Annotated in this window: 23 protein-coding genes; 11 read left to right on the forward strand and 12 right to left on the reverse strand. The window is 56.1% G+C overall.

All coding sequences use genetic code 11. The features are described 5' to 3' along the window. Positions 1–31: 31 nt before the first annotated feature. Genes ACR0DG_RS17390 through ACR0DG_RS17400 form a run of 3 tightly spaced genes read right to left on the reverse strand, consistent with a single transcriptional unit; the run spans position 32 to position 4,437 of the window. Complete coding sequence (locus ACR0DG_RS17390) at positions 32–1,066, reverse strand: ACP S-malonyltransferase (RefSeq protein WP_480699574.1); 1,035 nt, start codon at positions 1,064–1,066, stop codon at positions 32–34. Next, positions 1,063–3,255 (reverse strand): dehydrogenase E1 component subunit alpha/beta, encoded by a 2,193-nt coding sequence (locus ACR0DG_RS17395; RefSeq protein ID WP_480699576.1) that lies wholly within the window; start codon positions 3,253–3,255, stop codon positions 1,063–1,065. The genes ACR0DG_RS17390 and ACR0DG_RS17395 overlap by 4 nt, the downstream gene beginning before the upstream one ends. A 12-nt stretch (positions 3,256–3,267) precedes the next feature. Next, positions 3,268–4,437 carry a pyridoxal phosphate-dependent aminotransferase gene (locus ACR0DG_RS17400; protein ID WP_480699578.1) on the reverse strand — a complete coding sequence of 390 codons (1,170 nt, stop codon included), beginning with the start codon at positions 4,435–4,437 and terminating at the stop codon, positions 3,268–3,270. Positions 4,438–4,535: 98 nt separating this feature from the next. On the opposite strand from ACR0DG_RS17400, the gene ACR0DG_RS17405 reads away from it, so the two are divergent. After that, positions 4,536–5,435 (forward strand): LysR substrate-binding domain-containing protein, encoded by a 900-nt coding sequence (locus ACR0DG_RS17405; protein ID WP_480699580.1) that lies wholly within the window; start codon positions 4,536–4,538, stop codon positions 5,433–5,435. A gap of 90 nt (positions 5,436–5,525) precedes the next feature. On the opposite strand, the gene ACR0DG_RS17410 is transcribed toward ACR0DG_RS17405, so the two are convergent. Both ACR0DG_RS17410 and ACR0DG_RS17415 read right to left on the reverse strand, forming a co-directional pair. Beyond that, positions 5,526–6,683 (reverse strand): acyl-CoA dehydrogenase family protein, encoded by a 1,158-nt coding sequence (locus ACR0DG_RS17410; protein ID WP_480699582.1) that lies wholly within the window; start codon positions 6,681–6,683, stop codon positions 5,526–5,528. 104 nt (positions 6,684–6,787) lie between these two features. Then, positions 6,788–7,354, reverse strand: coding sequence for a TetR/AcrR family transcriptional regulator (locus tag ACR0DG_RS17415; RefSeq protein WP_480699584.1), 567 nt, complete (start codon positions 7,352–7,354; stop codon positions 6,788–6,790). Positions 7,355–7,652: 298 nt separating this feature from the next. Between ACR0DG_RS17415 and ACR0DG_RS17420 the strand changes: the two genes are divergently transcribed. From ACR0DG_RS17420 to ACR0DG_RS17450, 7 genes are all read left to right on the forward strand, one after another. Continuing rightward, positions 7,653–8,117, forward strand: a complete 465-nt coding sequence (locus tag ACR0DG_RS17420; RefSeq protein WP_480699586.1) for a nuclear transport factor 2 family protein — start codon at positions 7,653–7,655, stop codon at positions 8,115–8,117. Positions 8,118–8,126: 9 nt separating this feature from the next. Beyond that, a complete protein-coding gene (locus tag ACR0DG_RS17425) occupies positions 8,127–8,747 on the forward strand; it encodes a pyridoxamine 5'-phosphate oxidase family protein (protein WP_480699588.1) in 621 nt (206 codons plus the stop codon). 42 nt (positions 8,748–8,789) lie between these two features. Then, positions 8,790–8,951, forward strand: coding sequence for a hypothetical protein (locus ACR0DG_RS17430; RefSeq protein WP_480699590.1), 162 nt, complete (start codon positions 8,790–8,792; stop codon positions 8,949–8,951). A gap of 104 nt (positions 8,952–9,055) precedes the next feature. After that, the gene (locus ACR0DG_RS17435) at positions 9,056–11,527 is read left to right on the forward strand and encodes a heavy metal translocating P-type ATPase (RefSeq protein ID WP_480699592.1); all 2,472 of its coding nucleotides are present in this window, start codon (positions 9,056–9,058) and stop codon (positions 11,525–11,527) included. Continuing rightward, positions 11,524–11,913 carry a Cu(I)-responsive transcriptional regulator gene (cueR, locus tag ACR0DG_RS17440; RefSeq protein ID WP_480699594.1) on the forward strand — a complete coding sequence of 130 codons (390 nt, stop codon included), beginning with the start codon at positions 11,524–11,526 and terminating at the stop codon, positions 11,911–11,913. Before ACR0DG_RS17435 ends, cueR begins: the two co-directional genes overlap by 4 nt. 98 nt (positions 11,914–12,011) lie before the next feature. Then, complete coding sequence (locus ACR0DG_RS17445) at positions 12,012–12,884, forward strand: NAD(P)-dependent oxidoreductase (protein ID WP_480699596.1); 873 nt, start codon at positions 12,012–12,014, stop codon at positions 12,882–12,884. Between the two features lie 107 nt (positions 12,885–12,991). Further along, complete coding sequence (locus tag ACR0DG_RS17450) at positions 12,992–16,057, forward strand: aminotransferase class III-fold pyridoxal phosphate-dependent enzyme (RefSeq protein ID WP_480699598.1); 3,066 nt, start codon at positions 12,992–12,994, stop codon at positions 16,055–16,057. Positions 16,058–16,105: 48 nt separating this feature from the next. Here the strand turns inward: ACR0DG_RS17450 and ACR0DG_RS17455 are convergent, their stop codons facing one another. Beyond that, positions 16,106–16,582 carry a hypothetical protein gene (locus tag ACR0DG_RS17455; RefSeq protein ID WP_480699600.1) on the reverse strand — a complete coding sequence of 159 codons (477 nt, stop codon included), beginning with the start codon at positions 16,580–16,582 and terminating at the stop codon, positions 16,106–16,108. Further along, positions 16,579–16,746, reverse strand: coding sequence for a hemin uptake protein HemP (gene hemP / locus ACR0DG_RS17460; protein WP_082637147.1), 168 nt, complete (start codon positions 16,744–16,746; stop codon positions 16,579–16,581). The genes ACR0DG_RS17455 and hemP overlap by 4 nt, the downstream gene beginning before the upstream one ends. Positions 16,747–16,966: 220 nt before the next feature. On the opposite strand from hemP, the gene gph reads away from it, so the two are divergent. Then, the gene (gph, locus tag ACR0DG_RS17465; protein WP_480699602.1) at positions 16,967–17,632 is read left to right on the forward strand and encodes a phosphoglycolate phosphatase; all 666 of its coding nucleotides are present in this window, start codon (positions 16,967–16,969) and stop codon (positions 17,630–17,632) included. Positions 17,633–17,643: 11 nt separating this feature from the next. Here gph and ACR0DG_RS17470 read toward each other — a convergent pair whose 3' ends face one another. After that, complete coding sequence (locus ACR0DG_RS17470) at positions 17,644–18,990, reverse strand: substrate-binding protein (protein WP_480699604.1); 1,347 nt, start codon at positions 18,988–18,990, stop codon at positions 17,644–17,646. 676 nt (positions 18,991–19,666) lie between these two features. Here ACR0DG_RS17470 and ACR0DG_RS17475 point away from each other — a divergent pair. Together ACR0DG_RS17475 and ACR0DG_RS17480 are read left to right on the forward strand one after the other, a co-directional pair. Continuing rightward, positions 19,667–20,512, forward strand: a complete 846-nt coding sequence (locus ACR0DG_RS17475) for a helix-turn-helix transcriptional regulator (protein ID WP_480699606.1) — start codon at positions 19,667–19,669, stop codon at positions 20,510–20,512. Then, positions 20,512–21,003 (forward strand): A24 family peptidase, encoded by a 492-nt coding sequence (locus ACR0DG_RS17480; RefSeq protein ID WP_480699608.1) that lies wholly within the window; start codon positions 20,512–20,514, stop codon positions 21,001–21,003. Before ACR0DG_RS17475 ends, ACR0DG_RS17480 begins: the two co-directional genes overlap by 1 nt. A 3-nt stretch (positions 21,004–21,006) precedes the next feature. Here ACR0DG_RS17480 and ACR0DG_RS17485 read toward each other — a convergent pair whose 3' ends face one another. From ACR0DG_RS17485 to ACR0DG_RS17500, 4 genes are all read right to left on the reverse strand, one after another. After that, positions 21,007–21,990, reverse strand: a complete 984-nt coding sequence (locus tag ACR0DG_RS17485; RefSeq protein ID WP_480699610.1) for a type II secretion system F family protein — start codon at positions 21,988–21,990, stop codon at positions 21,007–21,009. A gap of 12 nt (positions 21,991–22,002) precedes the next feature. Next, positions 22,003–23,031 carry a type II secretion system F family protein gene (locus tag ACR0DG_RS17490; protein WP_480699612.1) on the reverse strand — a complete coding sequence of 343 codons (1,029 nt, stop codon included), beginning with the start codon at positions 23,029–23,031 and terminating at the stop codon, positions 22,003–22,005. Between the two features lie 12 nt (positions 23,032–23,043). Then, positions 23,044–24,345 carry a TadA family conjugal transfer-associated ATPase gene (locus tag ACR0DG_RS17495; protein WP_480707246.1) on the reverse strand — a complete coding sequence of 434 codons (1,302 nt, stop codon included), beginning with the start codon at positions 24,343–24,345 and terminating at the stop codon, positions 23,044–23,046. Between the two features lie 147 nt (positions 24,346–24,492). After that, entirely contained in the window at positions 24,493–25,695 is a 1,203-nt protein-coding gene (locus ACR0DG_RS17500) for a CpaE/TadZ family protein (protein ID WP_480699616.1), read from the reverse strand. Between the last annotated feature and the right edge of the window lie 6 nt (positions 25,696–25,701).

Consider the following 25,701-nt stretch of genomic DNA (forward strand, 5'->3'; position numbering starts at 1 on the left):
GGCTCCTTAAAACCTTACCGCCATTGCGGCATCAACCGGTCGCAATCTTTCGCTGATCCTCTCGCCCCATCGCGATAAGGAAGGGTTGGGCTGCCTGCTGGGCCTGAAACATCTCTTTATCGCGCATCCCGCGCCAGTCTGCCAGAACCAGAGACTGCGCCACAGCGCCGCCCAAGGTGGCACCCGGTCCGGTTACAATAAACAAATCTGGCGCAAACTCGCGCGCGGCGATTTGTATCGCACGTGTGAAATCATAAGTTTCGGTCACCTGATGGCCCAAAGTATAGTCCCACAGGGCCTGCGTGTCAGTTGCACCGGGCCACCAGATTTTCCCACGACCATCCACCAAAGGACGGTCAGGTTGAGTAAACAATTCGGGCCCCAAAGCGGCCCGACCCTTGGCGGCAACGGGCACCTGAAGCGACGTGTGAAAGGCTGCATGGTTCGGCAATCGCATCGGAAAGCGATCCTGCACCACAGGCTGAGAGGCCTCGAACGCCTTCAGCCCGTTTTCATTTCCGGCCAGCACCAGCATTCCACCCAGATCAATGGACAAAGCCAGATCACACGCCTCTTTCGCGTTGATCCGCGCCACATCTTCCAGCAATTCGGCCTTACGCGCAGCGTTGTCTGCCCAATCGTCTTCTGTAAAGGGATAGACAAGCTGGCCACCGATCAGGTGCTTTTGCATCAGGGTGCCCATAGTATTCACCACGCGAAAACCGTTCTCGGGTGACACCGCCCCTCCGGCGGCCAGTGCGATATACCACCCCATAGAATTGCCCGTAACGGCGACAACTTCGATGTCTTCGGCCAGCGCTTGGGCATCTGCCAGCGATGCTGCGTAGATCAGGGGTGAGGCCACATCGCCGCGAGAATACGTGCTGACGGAAAACCGCTCGGCCCCGTCCAACTCAGTCACGGTTTCCTGACCATTTTCAAGACGAAGCGCATCAAAGCTGCGCAGCAGTTCGGCGCGGTTGGAATGATGGCGGCGCAGGTACCCCAGTTCCGGTTTGTTATACGTGCCGCGGCCAGGGCAGATAACGACGGCAGTGCGGGTCATGATCGACCTCCTGTCAGGGATAGTGCGGCTGACACGATGCCGTCCTTAGATGGCAAAGGCGCGGCATAGGCAGGACCTGTGGCGATAAAACTGTCCTCGGCCACAACGCGGGCGACCGGAGTTGCTGGGTTATCCTCGGTGAAGAACGTCATTAATGCTTCGGACTGGCTGCCGGTGCGACGGCATTCGTCGACGACCAGAATATGCGCGCACCCCTTGGTCGCGGCGCGCAGTGCGTCAACCGGCAGCGGCGCAAGCCATCGCATGTCGACGATCCGAACCTTCAGACCAGCCGCCTCAAGCTCGGGCAGAGCCTGCTTGGACAGGTAATGCCCATTGCCATAGGTAACAATTGCCAGATCTGCACCGTCGCCGTGCACGCCGACCTCGCCCAGTGGGATGCGTTGATCCCTGTCAGGATAGGTTGTCATCCAGGCTGCGTCCTGAGGTGCGTGCAGATCGCGCATTGGATAGAGCGCGATGGGTTCAAGAAACACCACGACGCGCTGTTCTTCACGCGCAAGACGCACGCATTCCCGCAACATCCGCGCTGCATCTGCGCCGGTCGAAGGGCAAGCAATAATCACGCCGGGAATATCCCGTAGAACAGCCAAAGAGTTGTCATTGTGAAAATGCCCACCGAACCCTTTCTGATAGCCTAGGCCCGCAATCCGAAGGACCATCGGGTTCGTGAATTGCCCGTTCGAGAAAAACGGCAGCGTAGCGGCCTCACCACGAATTTGGTCCTCGGCATTGTGAAGATAGGCAAGGAACTGAATTTCCGGGATCGGTACAAAACCATTATGCCCCATCCCGATTGCCAGACCCAGAATGGACTGCTCATCCAAAAGCGTGTCGATCACCCGGTCCGGTCCAAACCGCTGCTGCAGCTTTTGCGTCACCCCATAAACACCGCCCTTGCGGCCGACGTCTTCGCCCATGCAGACGATCTCACCGTGATCCAGCATCAGATCGGTCAATGCCCAGTTGATCAGGCGGCTCATGGGCTGAGGATCTTTCATCGCCCGCAGATCGCCCCCAAACGCCGCCGCCCGCGCCTCGGCACTGGGGCCGTTCGTGGGTTTGCAGTTGCGCTTGGGCGGTATCAAACTGGCCATCACATCCTTTGCATCAGCAAGATGCGGGCGAGAGGCGGCCTCGGCCGCGATACGGTCCATGCGGGCGCACGTATCGGTGTAGATCGTCAGCGCCTGGTCCGGTGTCAATGCCCCGGCTTGATCCAAAAGTCGAACGGAATGCAGCAATGGATCATTTGCCTCATCCGCCTCCACTTCGGATTTGGGCAAATAGGTTGTGGGAACATCTGCACCCGCATGACCGTATAACCGAACAGTTTTGAGGTGCAAAAACGCCGGTTTCCGGCGGGTCCTCACATAATCAGCGGCCTCTTTGGCGACAGCATAGGTTTCGAATATGTCCAGACCGTTGGCCTGAAAATACTTGATCCCCGGACGATGCTCCATCGAGGCCTGAATCCACCCTTTGGGTGTTTTGACGGAAATCCCGATCCCGTTGTCTTCACACACGAACAGCAACGGCAGAGGCGTGGATTGCACACTTGTCCAACCAGCTGTGTTGATGGCCCCCTGTGCCGTCGAATGGTTGGCCGACGCATCCCCGAACGAGCACATCGCAATCCCGTCTTCCGGCAACTCGCGGTGTTCAGGATCATGACGTCGCGCAGCCCCCAGCGAATAGGCCGCACCTACGGCCTTGGGCAAATGGCTTGCAATCGTCGAAGTCTGCGGCGGTATCATCAGCGCTTTGGACCCCAACACCTTGTGCCGCCCGCCCGAGGTCGGGTCTTCGCGGGAGCAAGCAAAGCTCAGCAGCATATCCCAGGCAATCTGTTGTCCGGGAACCTGCTCAGCCCGCGCGATCTGAAATGCGGCGTCGCGATAGTGCAAAAAGGCGATGTCGGTCGGGCGCAACGCATGTGCCACAGCGGCCATGCCTTCGTGCCCTGAAGAGCCGATCGTGTAGAACCCCTGCCCCGCCTTTTGCATTGCGCGACTGGTCCGATCCAATGCCCGGCTCAGGACCTGTGACCGAAACAGGGACACAGCTTCGGCATTGGACAACCCATCGCGTGGGCGGGCACCCGGCGGCAGATCGCCCTGCGCAACGCGGGTCAGGAAATTCTCGTGAACGATCTGAGCGCGATCCATTGGCGGCCTCTCTTACTTCAAACTGGCGGTCACATCGGCGATGCGGCGCATACCTTCTTGCAGGCTTTCCGTCGCGTAGGCAAAAGAAAGCCGCAAATGCCCCGACATGCCAAACGCGCGGCCCGGAACCAGTGCAACCCCCGTCTTTTCTAACAAAAAGCGGCAAAACTCATGATCTGTCGGCATTTTTTCGGGTGTTTTGGGGAAGACATAGAACGCTCCGTCCGGGACACTGCAATCCAGCCTTGCAGCGTTCAGACCCGCCACAACAAGATCACGCCGCGCGCGTATGGCATCGCGGCGCTCGTCCAGAATATCTTGCGGGCCGGTAATGGCCGCCAACGCCGCGGCCTGCGCAATGGAACAGGCACCTGAAGTGACTTGCCCTTGAACAGCGGCTATCGCCTTAATCAATGGCGCGGGTGCCACGCCCCAACCAATGCGCCATCCTGTCATTGAATAGGCCTTGGACACACCACTGACCGTCAAAACCCGATCGGCCAGTTCAGGCACAGCCGCGCCAAACGATGCGAAAGGCACATAGGACAGGTGCTGGTAAATCTCGTCAGAAATCACCCAGACCTGCGGGTGGTTCTGTAGTACCTGTCCCAGCGCCTGCAACTCGGATGCCGAATAAACTGCGCCAGTCGGATTGGATGGAGAATTCAGCAAAAGCCATCGCGTCCGCGGCGTAATCGCGGCCTCCAGCTGCGCGGGGGTCATCTTGAACCCTTGCGATGCCGGGCAACTTACGACGATCGGGATACCTCCGGCCAGTCGGATCATGTCCGCGTAGCTTGTCCAGAACGGCGCGGCGGTGATGACCTCATCACCGGGATCAAGCGTCGCCATCATCGCGCCGGACAGAACCTGCTTCGCCCCGGTCGATACAATCACGTTTTCGGCCTGCACGCCCGCGTCTTGCGCAATGGCATTGCGCAATTGCGGTGTTCCCGCAGTCGCCGGGTACTTTGTCTGACCGCCCAGCGCGGCCTTATGTGCCGCTTCAACTACATGTTCCGGCGTTGGGAAATCAGGCTCGCCCGTGCTCAGCGCGATCACATCTGCACCCTGCGCCCTGAGACGGGCTGCGTGTTCCGAGATTTGAACGATTTCCGAAAGCTCAATCCCGCCAAGGCGGCTGGCCCTGCGAAAATCACTGCGGCTTTCAATTAATGTCATTGGTGCCCATCCCCAAACGCGAAACTGGCCCTTTGTATCGGTCTGGCGGATCGCAATTACCAGTGATATTCCGTCCGAAAGGTATGAGGATTTGTTATATGATCGCCCCGCGCCGCTTCCTGCCCTCTGTCCCGTCGCTGCTGGCGCTGGAAGCTGTAGACCGCTTAGGCAGCGCTTCGGCCGCTGCCGAGGAATTATCCCTGACCCAAAGCGCCATCAGCCGCCAACTCAAGGCAATGGAAGAGCAGTTGGGGGTCGAGTTGCTTCAGCGCACCCAGATGCGACTGCACCTTACACCGGCTGCCAGAGAATACGTGCAAGTCGCGCGCACCGCGTTACAGCAACTCGCGCAAGCGTCACTAAAGCTCAAGGCCAACCCGACCGGAGGGTCTCTGAACCTGTCAATTCTTCCGGCATTCGGGATGCATTGGCTCGCGCCGCGGCTCCGGGATTTCGCCCGCCGCCACCCTGAGGTGACAGTGAACCTGAACACGCGACTTAAGCCCTTTGACTTTGAGACCGAACTTTTTGATGCCGCCATTCATTTCGGCCGACGGGATTGGGCCGGCGTAAACTATCTGCCGATCATGCGCGAAGACGTATTGCCGGTTTGCGCCCCTGGGCTTTTGCCGAAGGACGCAGAGGACATGGATTGGTTGTTGAAAGCCCCTCTATTGCACCTAGAAACCCGACCCGACGCCTGGGAGCGCTGGTTCGCCGCTCAGGGACGGTACGTGTCTGGCATCCGTGGCATGCTGTTTGATCAGTTTTCGACAATGGGACAGGCTACGATCCACGGCTTGGGTGTCGCGCTCTTGCCAAGCTACCTCGTTGCAGATGATCTGCGGACCGGACGTTTGGTGGCTGCTTGGCAAGGGCCTGCCATCAGTTTGGGAGAGTTCTTTCTGGTTTGGCCCCAATCCCGCGCCGAATCTGAACCCCTGAAATCCTTCAAACACTGGCTGAAAGAGCAAGTGGCGCGCGGCCAAGAGACTTAGGTTTAGATATTTGTGGGAAAACTGCCCGGCCCAACGGAAGGAGATGTTTCGCCAGAAACATCGACGACGGGCGGGAGCGCTTTGGGGATTTTATGTGTCCAATGACCGAGCGATGAGTTCCTTCATGATCTCATTCGTTCCGCCATAGATCATTTGCACACGGGCATCTGCGTACAGACGCGCAATCGGATACTCCATCATGAACCCGTATCCACCAAATAGCTGAAGACACTCATGCATGACTTCGTTTTGCGCCTCAGAGCCCCAGTATTTCGCCATTGACGCGGTTGCCGCATCCAACGTTCCGGCTTCGAGCCGTGCGATGCAGTCGTTGACAAAGCTACGCAGCACCTCAGCTTTTGTCTTGCACTCAGCCAGCTTGAACCGGGTGTTCTGAAAGTCCATAACACGTTGCCCAAAGGCCTTGCGCTCTTGCGTGTATTTGACCGTTTCAGCGATGGCGAAATCAATTGCACCCAGCGCCCCTATCGCGATTGTCAAACGTTCCCAAGGCAGTTGTTTCATCATCTGATAAAAGCCCTGGCCTTCTTCCGGACCGATCAGGTTGGTCATTGGAACTTTGACGTCCTCAAAAAACAGCTCGGCCGTGTCGTTTGCCTTCATGCCCAACTTTTTGAGGTTGCGACCCTTGCGAAATCCTTCAGCGCCTTTCGTTTCGACGGCAACCAAAGACACGCCCTTAGACCCTAAGGTTTTATCCGTCTTTGCTGCCACAAGGATCAAGTCAGCGGATTGGCCGTTGGTGATGAAGATTTTCGAGCCATTCAACCGATAAGAATTTCCATCCTTTTCCGCTGCCGTCCGGATCGACTGAACGTCGGAACCAGTCCCCGGCTCGGTCATGGCAAGCGCACCAACTATCTCACCCGTGGCCAGTTTGGGTAACCACTTTTGCTTTTGGTCCTCGCTTCCGTATGCGGTGATGTAATGCGTGACGATCGACTGGATGGCATATCCCCAGCCAGAGTCGCCCCTCGACGCCTGCGCGTACATCGTGACGGCATCAAACCCGATGTCGCCGCCGACACCGCCATACTCTTCTGGGATGGCACCGGCCATCAGCCCCATTTCACCAGCCTTGTGCCAAAACGCACGATCCACAACGCCAGCTTCGTTCCAACGCTCGATATTTGGCGTCAGTTCATCATCCATGAAGCGGTGCGCCATCTCGGCAAACATCTGGTGCTCTTCCGTCACCCAGTTGGCGGTTGTGGTAAACAGAGACATCTCGCGTCCTCCCGATTCAAGTTTCGGTAAGGGTAGCTGTGGTGTTGATCCATTCCAATGCGCGGACGCGGTTGCAACGCAACGTCTTTTTCGATCAACCGGCGTTAGCCCATCAGCGCATTGTCCAAAAGAACCTGTGCCGCGGCCTTCGCGTCGCGCGCGGGGCCGCAATTATCGATCAGAACCGCCGTCACGATGGCCCCTTCCATCAGAAGAAGAAGCTGACAGCCCAACTGGTCAGGATCCTTTGCGCCAGCCTTTCGGGCCGTCTTGACGAGGTATTCCAAAAAGACGCGCTTATGTTCGGCGGCCTGGGCGTGGATCGGGTGGTCCTTGTCCTGATACTCAGCCCCCGCCTTGATGAACATGCACCCGCGATATCCGTCTTCCTCAAACCATTCTGCCAATGCGTCAAAGCCCGCAATCAGCTGCTGGGCAGGTGTGTCGGCAAGCGCATCAACCCTCTCGAAGAACCATGCGCTGAACGTATCGTCCCGCAGGCGCAAAGCGGCAAGGATCAGGTCTTCCTTGGTGCGAAAGTGCTTGTACATCGACGTTTTCGACACGCCTGTTTCCGTGACCAGCTTATCCATACCGGTCGAATGAAACCCATCGCGGTAAAAGACCTGCAATGCGTTCCGGACAAGCTCATCACGTTTGTTTGGGCGCATGTTCGGCTCCTGAATGTACTGATCAGTACATAATATCCTAACGCTCAACTCACAAGTTTCAGCGCCGCAATCTGCAAAAAGATGCATCAAAAATGAGTGTTCTGGGACACAGCGTCTTTTTTTCAACCCGAGACTTGCAAAAGTTTACCGATCGGTACATGATCAATTCAAGGTGTACCGATCTGTAAATAACGGAGCTTGTCAATGCGACGCCACAGCAGCCCAATACCACCTCAGTACGTCCCCATTTTATTATCTTTGGCAATTTTTGCCGCCACTTTGATCTGAAAGGCACCGTATGAGCCGTCCCCCTCTGCCCCCCTTCACTGAAGAAACAGCCATCCAAAAAGTGCGTATGGCCGAAAACGGCTGGAACAGCCGCGATCCTGATGTTGTGACGCCTGCCTATACCGAAGATAGCACGTGGCGAAATCGGGCAGAATTCATTTCGGGTCACGCAGACATCCACGCCTTCCTGACGCGCAAATGGAACAAAGAACTGGATTATCGGTTGATCAAAGAGCTTTGGGCCTTTTCCGGAAACAGGATCGCCGTGCGCTACGCCTATGAGTGGCACGACGACAGCGGAAAGTGGTTCCGGTCTTACGGCAATGAGAACTGGGAATTCGCGGAAGACGGCCGCATGGCAAAACGTCACGCGTCTTTGAATGATTTGCCGATTGCCGAAGAAGACCGCCTGTTCCATTGGCCGCACGGCCCACGCCCGGATGACCATCCCGGTCTTTCTGATCTGGGTCTCTAGAAACTCACCATGCCGCGCGCTTTTTCAAAACTGTCTTTCACGCCGACCGTGCTTGCCCATCAAGAGCGAATGGGGTCGGCCAAGACCTATGCCAAGTTTATCGAAGGCGGCCCCCTTCAAGGTCACGAGATCGGCGCGGAAGAGAAAGCATTTATTGAAGCGCGTGATGGTTTCTACCAGTCCAGTGTGTCGGAAACCGGTTGGCCGTATGTGCAATTTCGCGGTGGACCCATTGGGTTTTTGAAAGTCCTGGGCCCGCAAACACTCGGGTACGCGGATTTCTCTGGTAACAAACAGTACATTTCGCGCGGCAATCTGGACACCAATGACCGGGTTGCGATGATCCTGATGGATTATGCGAACCAGCGCCGCCTGAAAATTCTGGGCCGGGTCACGTTCACTGAAGGTGAGGCTGCAGCAGCCAGCCTCTATCCTGATGGGGCCGAGGCGGCGGCGGAACGCGCCGTGATCATTCGTGTCGAGGGGCTGGATTGGAACTGTCCCCGACACATCACCCCCCGTTATTCCGAGGCCGAATTGCGCCCACACCTGAACACGCTGGGCCAGCAATTGGCGCAGCTGCAGGTGGAAAATGAACAATTGAAGCGAAAGCTGGCTGAAAAATCCTGAATGGCACATTGCCCGGCCAATTATCTGTAAACGGAAAACAAAATGCGACGTTCGACGATTAACATTGCAGGTCTTTTCGTAATCGGTCTGGTGCTGTTTGTCGTGGCGTTGGTATTCGCGTTTTTCGCTTCCCCCGAAGCTGTTCGCAGCACACCACCTGGCGTTTACAACTCGCTTTTGCTGGAAATGTTGCGGGACCAATAACCGAATTTGCAACGCTGGTATGCGTGAAAACGCACCCTTTCCCCTTGACCTTCCCGTGACTGGAACCCCCATAAACAGAACAGTTGCACAGCGGGATGAGTCGGATGGAAAACCCTCAATCGACGCAATTGAAAATAACGGGAATGGGCTGCGCGTCGTGTGTTGGGCGCGTTGAAACTGCTTTGCGCGGTGTACCGGGCGTTGCAGAAGCATCCGTGAATTTTGCCACCGAAACCGCCCTTGTGAAATATGACGGTCCGCTCGGCGCTTTGACGGACGCGCTGGATGTCGCGGGTTATCCGGCTGCGACCACCGAGACGACCTTAAAGATTGACGGGCTGAGCTGCGCCTCGTGCGTGGCGCGGCTGGAACGCGCGCTGATGGCAGCACCGGCCGTGGTCAGTGCCCAGGTGAACCTTGCCACGGAAACCGCAACGATCCGCTTTATCGACGCGGCAACCGATCCGCTGGAACTCGCCACGCTTTGCACAGACACAGGTTATCCAGCGCACGTCGCGCAAGCAGATGATCCAAACTCAGAAAAAACCCAAGAGGCGAGATCTCTGGCCCGCACGACGCTCGTCGCGGCCGTTCTGGCCCTGCCCGTATTCGTTTTGGAAATGGGCGGGCATATGGTCCCGGCCTTTCATCACTGGATACACGCAACCATCGGTATGCAAGCCAGTTATCTGATCCAGTTTGCGCTGACCACTGCATTGCTGATTGGACCGGGGCGGGTCTTTTACCGCAAGGGGATCCCCGCCCTGCTGAAAGGTGCGCCGGATATGAATGCGTTGGTCGCGATCGGTACGGGTGCAGCCTATTTGTTTTCTGTGACATCCACCTTCGCGCCCAAGCTTTTGCCTGAAGGCAGCGCAAACGTGTATTTCGAAGCCGCTTCGGTCATCGTGGTGCTGATCCTTTTGGGGCGCGTGATGGAGGCGCGGGCCAAAGGGCGCACCGGCGCTGCAATTCGCAAGCTTGTCGGGCTGCAACCCAAGACCGCTCGGGTTGAACGGGGCGACACGACAGTCGACCAGCCGATCGCCGAGATCAGAGTTGGTGACATCATTCAGGTCCGTCCAGGAGAACGTTTGCCCGTCGACGGTGAGGTTCTGGACGGCACCTCATATGTCGATGAAAGCATGATCAGCGGTGAGCCTGTGCCTGTGGGCAAAGCCCCCAAGGCTCAGGTCGTCGGCGGCACGGTGAACGGAACGGGGGCGCTGCGCATTCGTGCCACACGCGTCGGGGCCGATACCGTTCTGGCTCAGGTGATCCGAATGGTAGAACAGGCGCAGGGGGCTAAACTGCCTATTCAGGCGATGGTCGACCGGATTACGGCGTGGTTCGTCCCCGCAGTGATCGGAGTAGCGTTGCTGACGATAGCAGTCTGGCTTTTGTTCGGCCCAGCGCCCGCACTGCCGATGGCGATGGTGACAGGGGTCTCTGTCCTGATTATCGCCTGCCCATGCGCCATGGGGTTGGCAACCCCCACGTCGATCATGGTCGGAACCGGACGCGCCGCTGAGTTGGGTGTGCTGTTCCGCAAAGGCGATGCTTTGCAACAGCTGCAGCAGGCCAAAATCATCGCCTTGGACAAAACCGGCACGCTGACCATGGGCCGCCCCGAGTTAGAAAGCATCACGACAACCAACGGATTTGACCGTGACACCGTGCTCCGCCTGGCAGCAGCGGTCGAGTCCCGCTCTGAACATCCTATTGCTTCGGCTATTACCCGCGCCGGTCCATCGGCGTTGCCTGACCTTGCAGATTTTCAGTCTCTGACCGGGCTCGGTGTGCAGGCCATGACAGCAGGGCATGCGGTATTGATCGGGTCTTCCCGTCTGATGGAGAAAAACCAGATTGACCTATCCGACTTGAGCGCCGAGGCCGAGCTAAGGGCAACCGAAGGTGCAACGCCGCTGTTTGTCGCGATCGACGGACAGGCCGCAGCCCTGTTGGCGGTATCAGACCCGGTCAAACCCGGAACCGCTGAGGCTTTGGCCGAGCTGCACAGTATGGGGCTGACGCTGGCGATGATCACAGGCGACAATGCCCGCACAGCGCAGGCTTTGGCGCAAAAACTGGGCATCGACCACGTCACTGCCGAAGTCCTTCCCGACGGAAAACTGGCAGCGATAAACACCCTACGCGATCAGCACGGGGCGCTGGCTTTTGTGGGTGACGGCATCAACGATGCCCCAGCACTGGCAGCCGCTGATACAGGTATTGCCATCGGTACCGGGACGGATGTCGCAATTGAAACGGCAGATGTTGTGTTGATGTCGGGCGATTTGCGGGGGGTAATCAATGCGGTTGAGATCAGCCGCAGGACGATGCGCAACATTCATCAGAACCTGGGCTGGGCCTTTGGATATAATGCGTTGCTGATCCCAGTGGCAGCTGGCGTTCTTTATCCGTTTGGAGGACCGCTTTTGTCCCCGGCGCTTGCTGCTGGTGCGATGGCACTGTCCAGCGTGTTTGTCGTATCCAACGCATTGCGCCTGCGCCGCGTTCGCACTCGCTTTCACCTGACTGAAAAAGCCCCTGCGCCACAGGCGGTGCCGGCATGAATATCGGAGACGTATCGACACAGACCGGACTGCCCGCGAAAACCATCCGCTATTATGAAGACATTGGCCTGATCAAACCTTTGCGAGATGACAATGGCTATCGCCGGTTTCGCAGTCAGGATCTGCACAAACTGAATTTTCTGGGCCGGGCCCGGGCGCTGGGTTTTACGATCGAGGATTGCCGAACCCTGATGGCGCTTTACGAGGATGAAACCCGCGCCAGCGCTGATGTTAAAAAGGTTGCACGGGCTCACATGGCGCAGATCGAGGCAAAGATCGCGGATCTGAACGCCATGCGAGACACCTTGGGGCATTTGATTGAAGCCTGCGCGGGCGATGATCGCCCTGACTGCCCCATCCTGCGGGATTTGGGCGGCAAGCCGTGACATGGGGTTGCCCTTTGGGCGCAGCTTTGGTTTGTCAGTGCTGAACATCCCGGCCTGCTGCACTAGATAAGGTCCGGACAGCAGAGAGGATCTTAACTATGGCAAAAGTCGCATTCCTGGGCCTGGGGGTCATGGGCTATCCGATGGCCGGACACCTGCAGGCCGCAGGTCACCAAGTCACCGTCTACAACAGAACCACGGCAAAGGCCGAAGCCTGGGTTGCGCAGCATGGCGGCGCAATGGCAGCAACGCCGCGCGCAGCGGCCGAAGGCGCAGAGTTTGTGATGGCCTGCGTTGGAAATGACGACGATCTGCGCATGGTTTGCACAGGAGACGACGGAGCGTTTCCGGGCATGTCAGACGGCGCGATCTTTGTCGACCACACGACCGTTTCTGCAAAAGTCACGAGCGAGCTGTACGAGGCCGGCAAAGCCGCTGGCGTCGCTTTCGTTGACGCTCCGATCTCGGGCGGTCAGGCGGGGGCCGAAAACGGCGTTCTGTCGATCATGTGTGGTGGGGATCAGGCGTCCTATGACGCCGCAGAGCCGGTCATGCAGGTTTATTCCAAGATCTGCCGCCGGATCGGGGAAAGCGGTGCGGGACAAATGACCAAAATGTGCAACCAGATTGCCATTGCCGGGCTTGTTCAGGGCTTGAGCGAAGCGCTGCATTTTGCCGAAAAAGCAGGATTGGACGGACGTGCGGTCGTCGAGGTCATCAGCCAGGGTGCGGCTGGCAGTTGGCAGATGACAAATCGGTATGAAACTATGCTGGACGATCATTTCGATCACGGTTTTGCTGTCGATTGGATGCGCAAGGATCTGGGTATTTGCCTGAATACGGCGAACGAAACGGGTGCCTCACTGCCCGTGACTGCGTTGGTCGATCAGTTCTACAAAGATGTGCAAAAACTGGGCGGCGGTCGGTGGGACACATCCTCGCTGATCAAACGCTTGCGCGCGCTGGACTAAGGGTAAGGGGGCTGTCTGCCCCCTCTTGGCCCGTTGGGCCAATTCACCCCCGAGGATATTTTTGGCCAGATGAAGAGGATCCCGCGTCTGACGGGACAGGATTTTGAATGGATGACGTAATGGCGTTCTGGGCGGATTTGGTGCGGCAGCGCTGGGGGTTGGACGCATCGCTGACCCGCCTGGATGGCGAATATGATCTGAACTTTCTGGTTCAGGCGACCAACGGGCAGGATTACGTTCTGAAAGTTATGCGTCCGGGCTGTTCGGTTGAATTGGTGGATATGCAGATTAAGGCATTGAACCACATCGCGTCTGAGGCGCCTGGATTGCCGTTTCCGAAAGTTATTGCGGACTTGAGCGGGCTCGAACTGCCGGAGATTGCGGACCCGCAAGGGCGGCCTCGGCTGGCTTGGATGCTGGAGCGGTTGCCGGGGCAATGCTATGCCACAATTGCACCGAAGTCGGCTGAATTGATCCTGAAGCTGGGTCGCGTTCTGGGCGCGACAGATCGGGTTTTGGAGTCCTTTAGCCACGATTGTTTGCACCGCGCGGATTTCAAATGGGATTTGATGCAAGCGCATTGGATCGCCGATCGATTGGATGCGATTACTGACCCTGCGCGCCGCGCTTTGCTGGTGGATATCTGCGCGCAGTTTCAGGCGCATTCGAAGGCACTGGCCGGTCTGCCCAAACAGGCGATCCACAATGATGCAAACGACTATAACATTCTGGTCGAAGGTGCGTTGGATCAGCGTCAGAGCATTTCGGGCTTGATCGATCTGGGGGATATGTGCGTCGCACCGCGCGTTTGCGATTTGGCGATAGCGGGGGCCTATGTAGTTCTGGACCACCCAAACCCAGAGAAAGCGCTGGCAGAATTGGTCCGTGGATACCATGCCGCCAATCGGTTAAAGGCAGAAGAGGTCGATTTGATCTGGCCGTTGCTGCGCATGCGCTTGGCAGTTTCTGTAGTCAATTCGACCTTGATGGCCACCGAGAACCCTGATGATCCTTACATCACTATCAGCCAGGCACCCGCATGGCGCTTTCTTGAAAATGTAAACATCAATGGCGGGCTAATGCCTGCCCGCTTGCGCGTTGCATGCGGGCTGCCCGTCACAGACGGGGCGGCGCGTGTCCAAACCTATCTGTCAGAACACCGGGGCGCGTTTGCGCCAATGTTCGATAGGGATCTCAGCGATGCCCCGATGGGGTCGCTGTCAGTGGAAAACTGTGTTTGGCCTCAAAATCCGTTCCACATGCCTCTAGCCGAGGCTGCCCGTGTGGGCGAAGAACATGGTGAGGGGTTTTGGTTGGGTTACTACAATGAACCACGCCTGATTTACGCCGAACCGGGGTTTCGCAAGGGTCCTTGGAAGGCCTCTGATCGGCGTACCGTGCATCTGGCGGTCGATGTTTTCGCCTCCGCAGGTACAGTATTGCACGCCCCCATGAGCGGGCGGGTCGAAGCCGTCGAAAACCGGGATGCACATCTTGATTACGGTGGCGTCATTATTTTGCACCATGAAACGCCCGAAGGGGATGCGTTTTACACGCTCTTTGGTCATCTGGATCCGGAAGTCTGCGACCGATTGAAACCCGGCGATCCGGTAGCACAGGGTGCGGCTTTTGGGCGTCTGGGAGACGCCATGCAAAACGGCGGCTGGGCACCGCATGTTCATTTCCAACTGGCCATGACCACAGACGGAATGCAGGCCGATTGGCCCGGCGTAGGTGACCCCGACGAGATGGAGTTGTGGAACGCGATTTGCCCGAACCCAGCTGCGTTGCTGAACCTGCCGGATGACAAGGTGTGCTACCAACCCACCGACAAGCAAGCAATCGCGCAGGGTCGCAAAGCCCATTTTGGCGGCAATCTCAGCCTGACCTATGACGACCCGGTGATGTTGGTGCGTGGGTGGAAGCACCACTTGTTTGATGAGTGGGGTCGCCCTTACCTGGATGCCTACAACAATGTTCCGCATGTGGGCCATGCGCATCCGCGTATTCAGGCCGTTGCTGCGGATCAGCTGAAGCGGATGAACTCAAACACCCGGTACTTACACCCAGCACAGACGGCCTTTGCCGAGAAAGTACTCTCTAAGTTTCCAGACCCATTCGAGGTTTGCTTTTTCGTCAATTCGGGGACCGAGGCAAACGAATTGGCGCTGCGTTTGGCCCGCGCCCATACCGGGGCCAAGGGCATTGTCACCCCTGATCACGGGTATCACGGCAACACCAATGCAGCCGTCGCGATTTCGGCGTACAAGTTCAACAAACCCGGTGGCGTTGGACAGGCTGACTGGGTCGAACTGGTAGAAGTGGCTGATGACTATCGCGGCTCTTTCAAGCGTGATGACCCCGAACGCGCGCGAAAATACGCAGACCTTGTCGATCCTGCCATCACGGCTTTGCTGGACAAGAGTCAGGGCCTGGCCGGATTCATCGCCGAAACCTTTCCTTCCGTTGGTGGTCAGATTATTCCGCCCAAGGGCTACCTGCCTGCGGTCTACGAGAAAATCCGCGCTGCGGGCGGGGTTTGCATTGCCGACGAGGTTCAGACCGGACTGGGACGTCTGGGCGACTATTACTTTGGTTTTGAGCACCAAGGCGCGGTACCGGATATCGTTGTGCTGGGTAAGCCGATTGGCAACGGGCATCCATTGGGGGCCGTGGTTACAACCAAGGAAATTGCCCAAAGCTTTGACAATGGGATCGAGTTCTTTTCGACCTTTGGGGGGTCAACTCTGTCCTGTCGGATCGGCAAGGAAGTTCTGGATATCGTCGATGATGAGGGGTTGCAGGACAACGCTCGCACGATGGGCAACCGCTTGATGGATGGCTTACGCCAGATCGAAACGGAATTCAGGTGCGTCGGCGATGTGCGCGGGATGGGGCTGTTTCTTGGGGTTGAACTGATCAACCCGGATGGGTCCGAAGGCACCGAGATTTGCAAATACGTCAAAAACAGAATGCGTGATTATCGAATTCTGATTGGCAGCGAAGGTCCAAAAGACAATATCCTGAAGATCCGCCCTCCTTTGACCATTGAGGCCGATGATGTGGACATGATCCTGTGGGCCCTGCGCAGTGTTCTGACAGAAGTTGGCGATTACGCCCCTGCCCCTGATTGCGACCACACGCATCACCACGCCGGATGCGGATGTTGCTAAAGGAACAAAGCCCGGACTGAATGCCCGGGCTTTGAACCTGCTCGACCGTTAATGAAGCACTGCCGAGGGGGATTTATGTCCGGTACTGGGAACCGGCAGCGATACCGTCATTCTGCGCAGTGCCAACCCTAACTCTTCGGACAAAGAGGCAAGTGCTGGTGCAAAGTCGGGGCGCACAATCAGCGAAGCCATCATCATCGCATCTTCGCGTGCGCCTTCGGACGCAGCCGCGATCATCTGAGCAAAACAGTTCTCGTCCGCACCGAGGCAGGAACACCCCAATCCGTGACGGATCAAAGGACGCCGCCCGTGATGTGCACATAAGGAACACAACCGGTCCAAGGTCAGCATGGCCAAGCGCCCTTGATCTGTGCCCAACGCTATCTCGAAATCACTGGCAGCATCCGCCCGCGCCTGCGCACCATCGCTCCATAGCCGCAAGTACATGACAGCCCCCGCCTCTAGCGGGCTAAGGTCTGCCAAACGTCCGACCGCCGCACCGCCGCGCGTAGTGGACCCGCTCATTTCGTCAGGATCAATTTGCCGGCGCGGGTGATACGCAGCGTGTAAAGCTGATCGCCCAGTTCAATATGCGCAAGATTGCCGCCCTTGGTCAGGTCTTCGGCTTTATGGGCTGGCAGCATGGAAACTGCGTAGGATTGGCTGGGGTTCGGGTTCTGCACATTCATAATGACAACTCCAGACGCTTTCGGCGAAAGGCCTTTTTCTGTTCGCATTTCAAATATCTGGCTGACCCGAATCCGGGGTGGCTGTCGATCTTGACATTAATCTGATTATTTTAGTCAGGTATGTCAAGTGCGATTTATACCACGCATGAGCTGGAGCGATTTGCACTCTTTCAACACGCGGGATAGGTCTGGCGCGGCAGCTAGCAAGGACGAGGCATCAATGACCGCGACAATCATGTTCGATCTGGACGGAACCCTGATTGATTCCATCCCCGACATCGCGGCAGCCGCGAACAAGATGCTGCAAAGTCAGGATGTGGACCCGTTGCCGCAAACCACTATCAAGCAATTCGTCGGCAACGGCCTGCCCAAGCTGGTTGAGAGGGTCATCCTGCATTGCGACCTTCCCCTTGAACGCCACGGAGAGCTGACAAAAATTACGCTGGACTACTATACGGCCGCCTCCAGCGACTTGACCGTACCTTATCCCGGCGTGTCCGAGGCACTGACCGAGTTACGCAATATGGGCTGTGTTTTGGGTATCTGCACCAACAAACCCGAAGCTCCAGCGCGCCACATCCTGCAAGCCCTCAACCTCGCGCATCATTTCGACACAGTTTTTGGCGGCGACACACTGGACACCCGCAAGCCCGACCCAGCGCATCTGCATGCGAGTTTTGAGGCGGTGCAAAATACAGGCCCGCGCCTTTTTGTCGGGGACAGCGAGGTCGATGCCGAGACCGCCCAGCGAGCTCAGATACCCTTTTTGCTGTTCACGGAAGGGTATCGAAAAACCCCGGTCGCTGAGATTCCGCATACCTTGAGTTTTGACCACAACAATAAGCTGCCTTCCCTCGTAACCGAAGTCGTGTCACAACTGGCTTAAGGTGGCAGCTTTCAGGCTCCCGGATTGCACGAACCAAGTTCGCCACCCGCAAACATCGGGTGATCTGGTGGATAGGTTACCTGCTCAACCGGTGTCACATCGACTATTTCCAGCTTATCATAGTCGTTGGTCGGGTTCTGACGCCCTCTCACTACCAAAACGTCTTTGAAGCACTGATGGTCGTCTGACCGGTACAGTGTCGGACCGTTTCCAAGACCGTCAAATTCAAATCCCTCAAGGGCTTGGACAACACCACATGGGTTGAACGTACCCGCACGTTCACATGCGTCGGCATACAGCAATGTCTGAGCGTAGCAGGTCTGCGCCGCACTCGATGGCGGTTTGCCGTATCTGTCACTAAAGGATTTCACGAAGGCCTTGGTGCCTTCATCCTGCAGCTGCCAGTTCCAGTTCATTGAGCCCAGAACACCCTTGATTTTCTCTCCCAGAGCATCGGCGATTAACTCGGTGTGTAATGGCACGACAATTTTAAAGTCTCTACCGTTTGCGACCTTTTCCAAAAGGCCAGACCGGATCGCCTGGCTTAGAGAGATCACCATGTTGGCGCCATAATGATTTAGAATCAACACATCCGCACCCGCGTCCAGGACCGGAGAAATAAAATTCGCGAAATCAGTCTCCCCGAGCGGTGTTTTAACCCTGTCGACGGTTTCCCAACCCATGGCTTCGGTCGAGGCAACCAACGCCTCCTCCTGACTGCGGCCCCAGTTGAAATCAGCCGTCAGATGATAGGCACGGCGCTCTTGGCCCAATTCGGTGGCCAGCACGGGTGCCAGCGCGGCGCCTGACATGTAGGCGTTAAAAAAATGACGGAACCCGTTGGCTTTTTTATTCTTACCTGTCGTGTCATTTGCGTGGCTCAGACCGGCCATGAAAATCACACCCGCTTCCTGACACAGATCCTGAACGGCAATTGCCACACCCGAGGTCGAGCCGCCGTTTATCATAATCGCGTCGCCATTCTCGATCATCGATTTGGCCGACGCACGCCCAGCATCCGATTTGGTCTTTGTGTCGCCGGTAATAAACGCGACTTTCTTGCCCAGGATACCGTTCCCGCTAAGCTCTTTGGACGAGAATGTGTTCAGGCAACCACCGTCGCCTTCGCCATTCAGGTGTTCAACTGCAAGCTGTTGCGCCAGCAGTTCGTCATTCCCTTCCTCGGTATATGGCCCTGTGAGCGCATTGTTGAAACCCAGCGTAACCGAAGAGCCAGTTGGTTCGTTGGTGTATGCAGCCGCGGACGAGGCCGTGAATACCATTGGCAAGGCCAGGCCCGAACCGGCAGCTATGCCGGACCTTAGAACGCCGCGGCGCGTGAAAGATTTGCCAGTCATTCGCTCATGCCATTTCCCATTTTCTATACGCCGACTCTTGTTCCAGCGAATGAAAACGCATCCTGCGTTCTAAAAATACAAACGAGCTTCTGAAGAAGCGCTCAATAACCAATTAAAAATGCCGCTATGGTCTGTAAATAAAAGAGCAAAAAACGAGAGGTTCTGAAACATTTTTGACACATAGCATGCATCCGGCTTTCGACCTGCCACACATTCAAAAACCAAATAATCTGATGTTTCTATTCGTAGACGTTAAACTTTAGTGCACGACATACCCTATTAAACAGATACCACCTGAAAGTGTTTACTCCGAGCTTTTCTTATGTGCCCGGTTCACTTAGGGAAATTGGCAATATCCATGCATTTCGGTGATCTCATCGCGTGAATACCAACAGAACAAAAGGGGAATACTCCGGGCAATACCAAGGGTATTTAGGCACTTTATTGTCTGCCTAAGGCGGAACAGTGAAGCATATTTTGTGGCTTTGTCTATAATTTGGCGGCCAATTGGTCACAACTTCCAGCATAACGCCAGAATTTATGTACCGTTAATTTTCAGTTAATTTTTAAAGTGATACTTTCGATATCTGATAAGAATCGATGAAAGACAGTATGGGCATTTGCCCGATTTCGGCGTAAGCCACAATTTGTTGTAACTAGTATGGAACGGTGACGTATGGATGGGGGGAAGGCTCAAAGTGGGGCGTGGCTGCCAAACGCGCTTCATGCACGAGCAATCATAAATTTCATTCATTGGAGTCAGGGCGGACTTGTTCTGGACGCTGCGCTAAAAGGCATTGTTGAAGCCTTTGGTGCAGAGTGCGGTGTGATAAGTCGCCTTTGGCTGAACAAGGGTGCCCATCGCATTGCCGCGCGTGCTGACACGCGCGATGTCGCGAACGGTCGGAACTTGTTCATGTCGTTCGCGAACGATGCGCTTGGCCCGTTTCGCAACATGCCTAAGCGTGGTTCTGTTTTCAGCCTGCGTGAAGACGGTGAGGACCCAGGAAAATGGTCGCCTGTCCTGACGGATTGGGTTTCGAACCGCAGAATTTCAGATATTCTGTTTGTGTGCCTGGACCACCAGGCAGGTGAGATCGATTTTCTGGAGCTTCATTTCGGACCAGGTTCCGATCAACGCTTTAAAGAGGCGATCGAACAGATCACTCCACAGTTGTCGGAAACCTTTCAGAGCCGCCGCGCGGGTCTGGTGACCGAAGCCTTGTCACGCCAGACTGTGGCGACAATCCGCAAAACCTGTTCTGATGCCCCAATTCTGAGCACAGACAACCCGACGGGACTGACCCGCGCTGAGTGGCGGGTCTGTGTTCTGGTTTCTCGCGGGATTTCCACACAGGCGATCGGTGCCGAACTGGGGATCGGACCTGCAACTGTCAGAACACACCTCAAACATATCTACTCAAAAACCGGTCTGGACAATTTCCATATGCTGGCGCGCAGACTAGTTTCGGTCGAAGAGCGTGAAGCTCTTCATGGGAAACTACATCAAGCAAGGGCTTAATGCCTGACACAGACTGGCAAACTTGGATAGCTCTTTGGCTTTTCGCACCGCTTTTTGCGGCAATCGCATGGACTGATTTCACTCAGCTGCGAATCCCCAACACCTATTGCATGATCGGCGTGGCAATTTTTCTTGTCACCGCCCCCTTTCTGGCGTGGAACGAGCTGCTGCTCCGTGCGCTCATCGGCGGGGTTTGCTTTGCAGTTTGTTTCGGCTTGTTTGCCATTAGGTGGTTGGGCGGTGGGGATGCAAAAATGCTTCCGATCGTCTTCCTTGTCGTTCCTGTCCGCGCACTACCTGACTATCTTTTGTTGCTTGCGGTCGCGATGGCGCTTGGAATTGCATTGATGATCACGCTTCGCCGTTTCGCTAAAGAGTTTTCGCAACGCTTCACATCAACGGCCCAATCGCGAGAGTTTCCCATGGGTATTGCCATCGGATCATCCGGGTTGGTCCTGGTGATCTGGTCGATCACGCAGGTAACCCAGTAGATCTTAGTTGCCGAAAGTCTCCATATAACGGATGACGATAGGTGCAAGTATGAGCCCGGCAATGGCTGGCAGCATCAAACTCGCCATAACGGCAGACATCTGAACGGGCAGCTTGTTGGCTTTTTCTTGCGCACGCACCTCCCGCAACTCTCGCATTTCTTCCGCATATGTGTTTAGAGCAGACGCCAGCGGAACACCAAAGCGAGTCGATTGCAGAACCACACTGACAAAGGCACTCATTTCTTCAATCCCGGTCCGACGCGCCATGCGCATCAAAGCGGCATCACGATCGCGACCGGCCTGTATCTCGCTTAGCGCAATTAGGATTTCTTCTGACATCTCAGGCGCGACCAACTGCATTTCAACGGCAACTTTCAACAAGGCCTGATCAAAACCCATCCCTGCCTCTATCCCAATCTGCAGCAGATCAAGCATGTTAGGGAACGCGTTTTGCATGAGCCTTTTGCGTTCTTTAATGCGCGCGCTCATCCAAAGGTGCGGAACATAGAAGCCAATCGCCCCTAAGATTACGACATTACGTAAAGTGGTCAGCAGGTCCAAACCGGCCATATATTCCGCAATACGAGCACCAAAGTTGTTAGCAGGCTGCCAGTTCAGCAGGAAAATGAACGTGAGCGGCAGGAATGTCGCCAATCCCAGACGAATAAAGTAATATCCCGCGATGGCATTCTTTCCACGAAACCCAGAGCGCGCGAGCACCTGACCAACTTCGAGCCGCTCGCTGGCGTCTGTCGGGATCAGCGCCGCGCTAAGTCCGGTTGGCGTTTCTCCCTCAAGTTTATCAGGTGTTGTGCGCGCAAGGTTCTGCCGCGGACGACTGGGAGCCATACGCTCGGCAGCGGTCGAACGTTCGCTGAATGCGGATGAAATTCCGAAAAACGCGACCACAGCGCCGATGATAACCACGGCAAAAATAAGGATTTGCGATGCGAAACCGTTTTCAAGAATTGAATTTACAAATTCCATCGAAAGAACCCCTTATATCCGGAAATTCACCAACTTAAACAACACGATGGCGTTCACCACGACCGCAACGGCAATCACACCCATCACCGGCCAGAACTGCGGAGCGTCTGCAACGTCACCATAGTAGGTCGGCGTCATGATTGTCATGAACACGGCAATCAAAACCGGAATGCTGGACAGAATGAATGCAGTCATACGACCCTCTGCGGAAATCGCTTTGACCTTACGCCGCAAGGACATACGTGCCCGAATTACCCGCGCCAGAGTTCTGAGGATCCCGGCCAAATCGCCACCGGTACCATGCTGCATCATCAGCGCAACGGCGAGGTATTGAATATCCTCTTCGTCAATGCGGTCTGCCAGGTTTTTCATGGCATCCGTAAGCTCTTCGCCATAAGCGACCTGGTCCACGATCAGGCCAAATTCAGTCCCGATAGGATCTGGCATCTCTTCGGCAACACTCTGCAGTGTCGTGTTCAGGGGGTGGCCTACTTTTAGACCACGCGCCATCAGATCCAAGGCATCCGGTAATTGCTTGATCAGATTCGCCTTACGTTTTCTGAGTGTGGACCCCAGAATGACCAGAGGCCCAATTAGAAACACGACAGCGGAAATTGGAACCACCTGATACGGGTTAGCGATTGTCGAGCCCCCGATCGCACAGATCAGGAACGCCACAACGCAGGCCACCAGAAACATCTCAGGGACCATATTCAACCCTGACGCCTTCAAAGCCGCCGGCAAATCGCCCACGAATGGGAAATTCCTTATGAACGGCTTTGCCTCCTGAGGCTTCAGAAGGTTCAGGACGTCCTCACCGCTTCTGCCTTCGTTCAGCATCTGAACGCGGCGGTTGATGGCCTCTTCCCGGTTTTCACCGCGACGCAGGAACTGTCGAATACCTTCCCAGGCGATCAGAGCGCCCAGGAACATGACCAATGCAAGAACAAACCGAACGTCAAAGCCCGCAATTTCCATCTCGGGCCCCACCAGGGCATTGATGTTCAGGTTAGCGAAGTATGATCGAATTTGTTCAAACATGACCGGTCTCCTTTAGCTGAATTTGACCGTGGACAGATCGACCCCAGCGGCGGCCAATGCCTCGCTGGACTTCGGTCGAATGCCTGTCGCCATGAACCGGCCGAGAACTTTACCGTTCTCGTCTTTACCTTCGCGCTTGAAGACAAAGATATCCTGCATGGTGACGATATCACCTTCCATACCGGTTACCTCGGCAATCGACGTCACGCGGCGCGTACCGTCCGACAAACGGTTGAGCTGCAAGACAAAATTCACAGCGGACGCGATGGTTGCGCGGATCGCCGCGTGAGGCAGTTCCATGCCGCCCATCTGCACCATCTGCTCAACACGCGACAGGGCGTCCCGAGGGCTGTTGGCGTGAACCGTGGTCATCGAGCCGTCGTGGCCGGTGTTCATAGCTTGAAGCATATCAAACGCTTCCGAGCCTCGCACCTCGCCTACAACAATACGATCCGGGCGCATCCGCAGCGCGTTGCGAACCAGGTCACGTTGTGCCACCGCACCAGTGCCGTCCAGACCCGCTGGGCGGGTTTCCATGCGCAACACGTGTTCTTGCTGCAGCTGAAGTTCGGCCGCGTCTTCGATGGTAACGATCCGTTCATTATGGCCAATATACGAGGACAAAGCGTTCAGCATTGTCGTCTTACCAGAACCTGTACCGCCTGAGATCAGCACGTTCATTTTGGCTTCGACCAGACCCTTCAACAACTCAGCGGCACTATCGTTCAGAGCTTCGTTCTGAACCAAACGCTGCATCGTCAAAGGCACGCGTGCAAACTTACGAATGGAAAGGGCCGGACCATCCAGCGCACAGGGGCGAATGATGGCATTTACACGGCTGCCGTCTTCCAGTCGCGCATCAACCCAAGGCTGGCGTTCATCAATACGACGGCCAACGCGGCTGACAATCTTGTCGATAATTCTCAGCAGGTGCCGCTCATCCCGGAACCGTGCTGCAGTCTTTTCAAGAATACCTGCGCGCTCAACGAAGATCTGTTCATGACCATTTACGAGGATGTCGTTGATCGTCGGATCAGCAAGCAGCGGCTCAAGTGGGCCAAGGCCAAGTACCTCGTGCATCAGCTCTTCGACCAGTTGCTTGATCTCGTCGCTGCGCATAGCGCGGCCTTCAGCGCGAAGCAGATCTGTGGCGTGTTTGCCGATCTCACCGCGCAGTGTATCTTCTTCAACCTTGTCAATGACGGCGAGGTTGAGCTTGTCCAGCAACGAGTTGTGCATCCGGGCTTTCAGGTCAATCCGGTCAAGCTCACGCTCTTGCATGGCAGCTTTCTTCTCGGCGCCAAAGGCAGCCATGTCTGAAACTTTGGCCTCTGCCGGCTTTGGATCCAGGGGAACAACCTTGGCAGCGTTAGGAGTTGGACGACCCGGTCTGTCAAATTCACGAAACATTATATCAACCTTTTACTTTATCTTCCGTCACAGCTTCAGAAGCGGGTTCCGTTAGTTATTCATGCGCGGTGGCAGCGATGCTCTGGTATCGTCCGCCAGTTTTTTAATCGCACGTGTCGCTGGAGCGCGGTTGGAGACTTCCTGGAGCGGAATTCCGCGGTCTACGGATTCACGCACAGTCCGGTCATCCTTCGGCACCCAATAAGAAAAGTCCTTTTCAAGCAACTTGGTCGCAGCGCGATGATGTGCGGCTGGGAACAGCGGTTTTTTCTCAAGGCTTGCAACCAGTTGGATATCAAGCGCTGGGTTTTCGCTGTGGTAAAAATCAATCAGCTTACGCGCCGAGCGTACCGATGGAACGGCCACGTCGGTCACAAGATACAGCCGGTCGGCCTGTGTCAGCACCGGGGTGATCCATTCCACCAAGGCACGCGGCAGGTCCACGATCACATAGTCATGCGAACGCTTGAGGCTGTCGAGAATTGCGTCAATCTGTTCGTCCTTGATGGCCGACAAAGGACCATAGCGGGAAGGCGCGGCCAGAACGTCGACACCGCAAGGCGCCTTTGTCATTGCCTGCTCAAGGAAAGCGCTGTCGGGGATGCTTTCTTCCATCGCCATACGCCACATGGCGTCGCTTTCTTCAACATCCATCAGGGCCGCGATCGAGCCAAACTGGAAGTCCAGGTCGACAACTGCAACTTCATTTGCGGCTTTCTTCTTAAAGAAGCCCTCTTTCTGTTGCAGCTCGTTCGCCATATTCGCGGCAACCAGCGACGATCCGACGCCACCGCGGGATTTCGCAACGGCGATTACTTTCCCAAGGGTTGCGTGCCCGCCCCACACCGCAGGCAATTGCGCCTGACGACGGGTCCGAATTGCATCGACCTGGGGTACGATTTCTTCATTAATGGCTTTGCGCGGCAAAACCTCATCCACACCCAACTTCGAAAGCTGCCGTGCTTTTTCCAGCGGCATATCTTCGGGTGCCAGCGCGATGATGATTGCGTTGGGCATCCGCGCGTCACAGATGCTTTTGGCTGTCTCCAGCATCTTGTCGCTGTCTTCTTCGACATCAAACAGGACAACATCGTTCAGCGCAGTGAGTGAAATTGCCGATCCGTTCACACCCGAGACAGTGTCTTTTCGTCCCGTGAACTGGCAGTTCTCCTGCTCGGCGAGTGATCCCTCGATGGCCGAATAGATCTCTTCGTCCGGCGAAATCAACAATACTGAAATATTTTTTCCACTCATTATACT

This window comes from Ruegeria sp. BG8 (genome assembly GCF_056538325.1).

Bases quoted from the DNA above. Each gene is read 5' to 3' on its own strand.
- ACR0DG_RS17390 (WP_480699574.1), bottom strand. From the start codon at position 1,066: ATGACCCGCACTGCCGTCGTTATCTGCCCTGGCCGCGGCACGTATAAC.
- ACR0DG_RS17395 (WP_480699576.1), bottom strand. From the start codon at position 3,255: ATGGATCGCGCTCAGATCGTTCACGAGAATTTCCTGACCCGCGTTGCG.
- ACR0DG_RS17400 (WP_480699578.1), bottom strand. From the start codon at position 4,437: ATGACATTAATTGAAAGCCGCAGTGATTTTCGCAGGGCCAGCCGCCTT.
- ACR0DG_RS17405 (WP_480699580.1), top strand. From the start codon at position 4,536: ATGATCGCCCCGCGCCGCTTCCTGCCCTCTGTCCCGTCGCTGCTGGCG.
- ACR0DG_RS17410 (WP_480699582.1), bottom strand. From the start codon at position 6,683: ATGTCTCTGTTTACCACAACCGCCAACTGGGTGACGGAAGAGCACCAG.
- ACR0DG_RS17415 (WP_480699584.1), bottom strand. From the start codon at position 7,354: ATGCGCCCAAACAAACGTGATGAGCTTGTCCGGAACGCATTGCAGGTC.
- ACR0DG_RS17420 (WP_480699586.1), top strand. From the start codon at position 7,653: ATGAGCCGTCCCCCTCTGCCCCCCTTCACTGAAGAAACAGCCATCCAA.
- ACR0DG_RS17425 (WP_480699588.1), top strand. From the start codon at position 8,127: ATGCCGCGCGCTTTTTCAAAACTGTCTTTCACGCCGACCGTGCTTGCC.
- ACR0DG_RS17430 (WP_480699590.1), top strand. From the start codon at position 8,790: ATGCGACGTTCGACGATTAACATTGCAGGTCTTTTCGTAATCGGTCTG.
- ACR0DG_RS17435 (WP_480699592.1), top strand. From the start codon at position 9,056: ATGGAAAACCCTCAATCGACGCAATTGAAAATAACGGGAATGGGCTGC.
- cueR (WP_480699594.1), top strand. From the start codon at position 11,524: ATGAATATCGGAGACGTATCGACACAGACCGGACTGCCCGCGAAAACC.
- ACR0DG_RS17445 (WP_480699596.1), top strand. From the start codon at position 12,012: ATGGCAAAAGTCGCATTCCTGGGCCTGGGGGTCATGGGCTATCCGATG.
- ACR0DG_RS17450 (WP_480699598.1), top strand. From the start codon at position 12,992: ATGGATGACGTAATGGCGTTCTGGGCGGATTTGGTGCGGCAGCGCTGG.
- ACR0DG_RS17455 (WP_480699600.1), bottom strand. From the start codon at position 16,582: ATGAGCGGGTCCACTACGCGCGGCGGTGCGGCGGTCGGACGTTTGGCA.
- hemP (WP_082637147.1), bottom strand. From the start codon at position 16,746: ATGAATGTGCAGAACCCGAACCCCAGCCAATCCTACGCAGTTTCCATG.
- gph (WP_480699602.1), top strand. From the start codon at position 16,967: ATGACCGCGACAATCATGTTCGATCTGGACGGAACCCTGATTGATTCC.
- ACR0DG_RS17470 (WP_480699604.1), bottom strand. From the start codon at position 18,990: ATGACTGGCAAATCTTTCACGCGCCGCGGCGTTCTAAGGTCCGGCATA.
- ACR0DG_RS17475 (WP_480699606.1), top strand. From the start codon at position 19,667: ATGGATGGGGGGAAGGCTCAAAGTGGGGCGTGGCTGCCAAACGCGCTT.
- ACR0DG_RS17480 (WP_480699608.1), top strand. From the start codon at position 20,512: ATGCCTGACACAGACTGGCAAACTTGGATAGCTCTTTGGCTTTTCGCA.
- ACR0DG_RS17485 (WP_480699610.1), bottom strand. From the start codon at position 21,990: ATGGAATTTGTAAATTCAATTCTTGAAAACGGTTTCGCATCGCAAATC.
- ACR0DG_RS17490 (WP_480699612.1), bottom strand. From the start codon at position 23,031: ATGTTTGAACAAATTCGATCATACTTCGCTAACCTGAACATCAATGCC.
- ACR0DG_RS17495 (WP_480707246.1), bottom strand. From the start codon at position 24,345: ATGGCTGCCTTTGGCGCCGAGAAGAAAGCTGCCATGCAAGAGCGTGAG.
- ACR0DG_RS17500 (WP_480699616.1), bottom strand. From the start codon at position 25,695: ATGAGTGGAAAAAATATTTCAGTATTGTTGATTTCGCCGGACGAAGAG.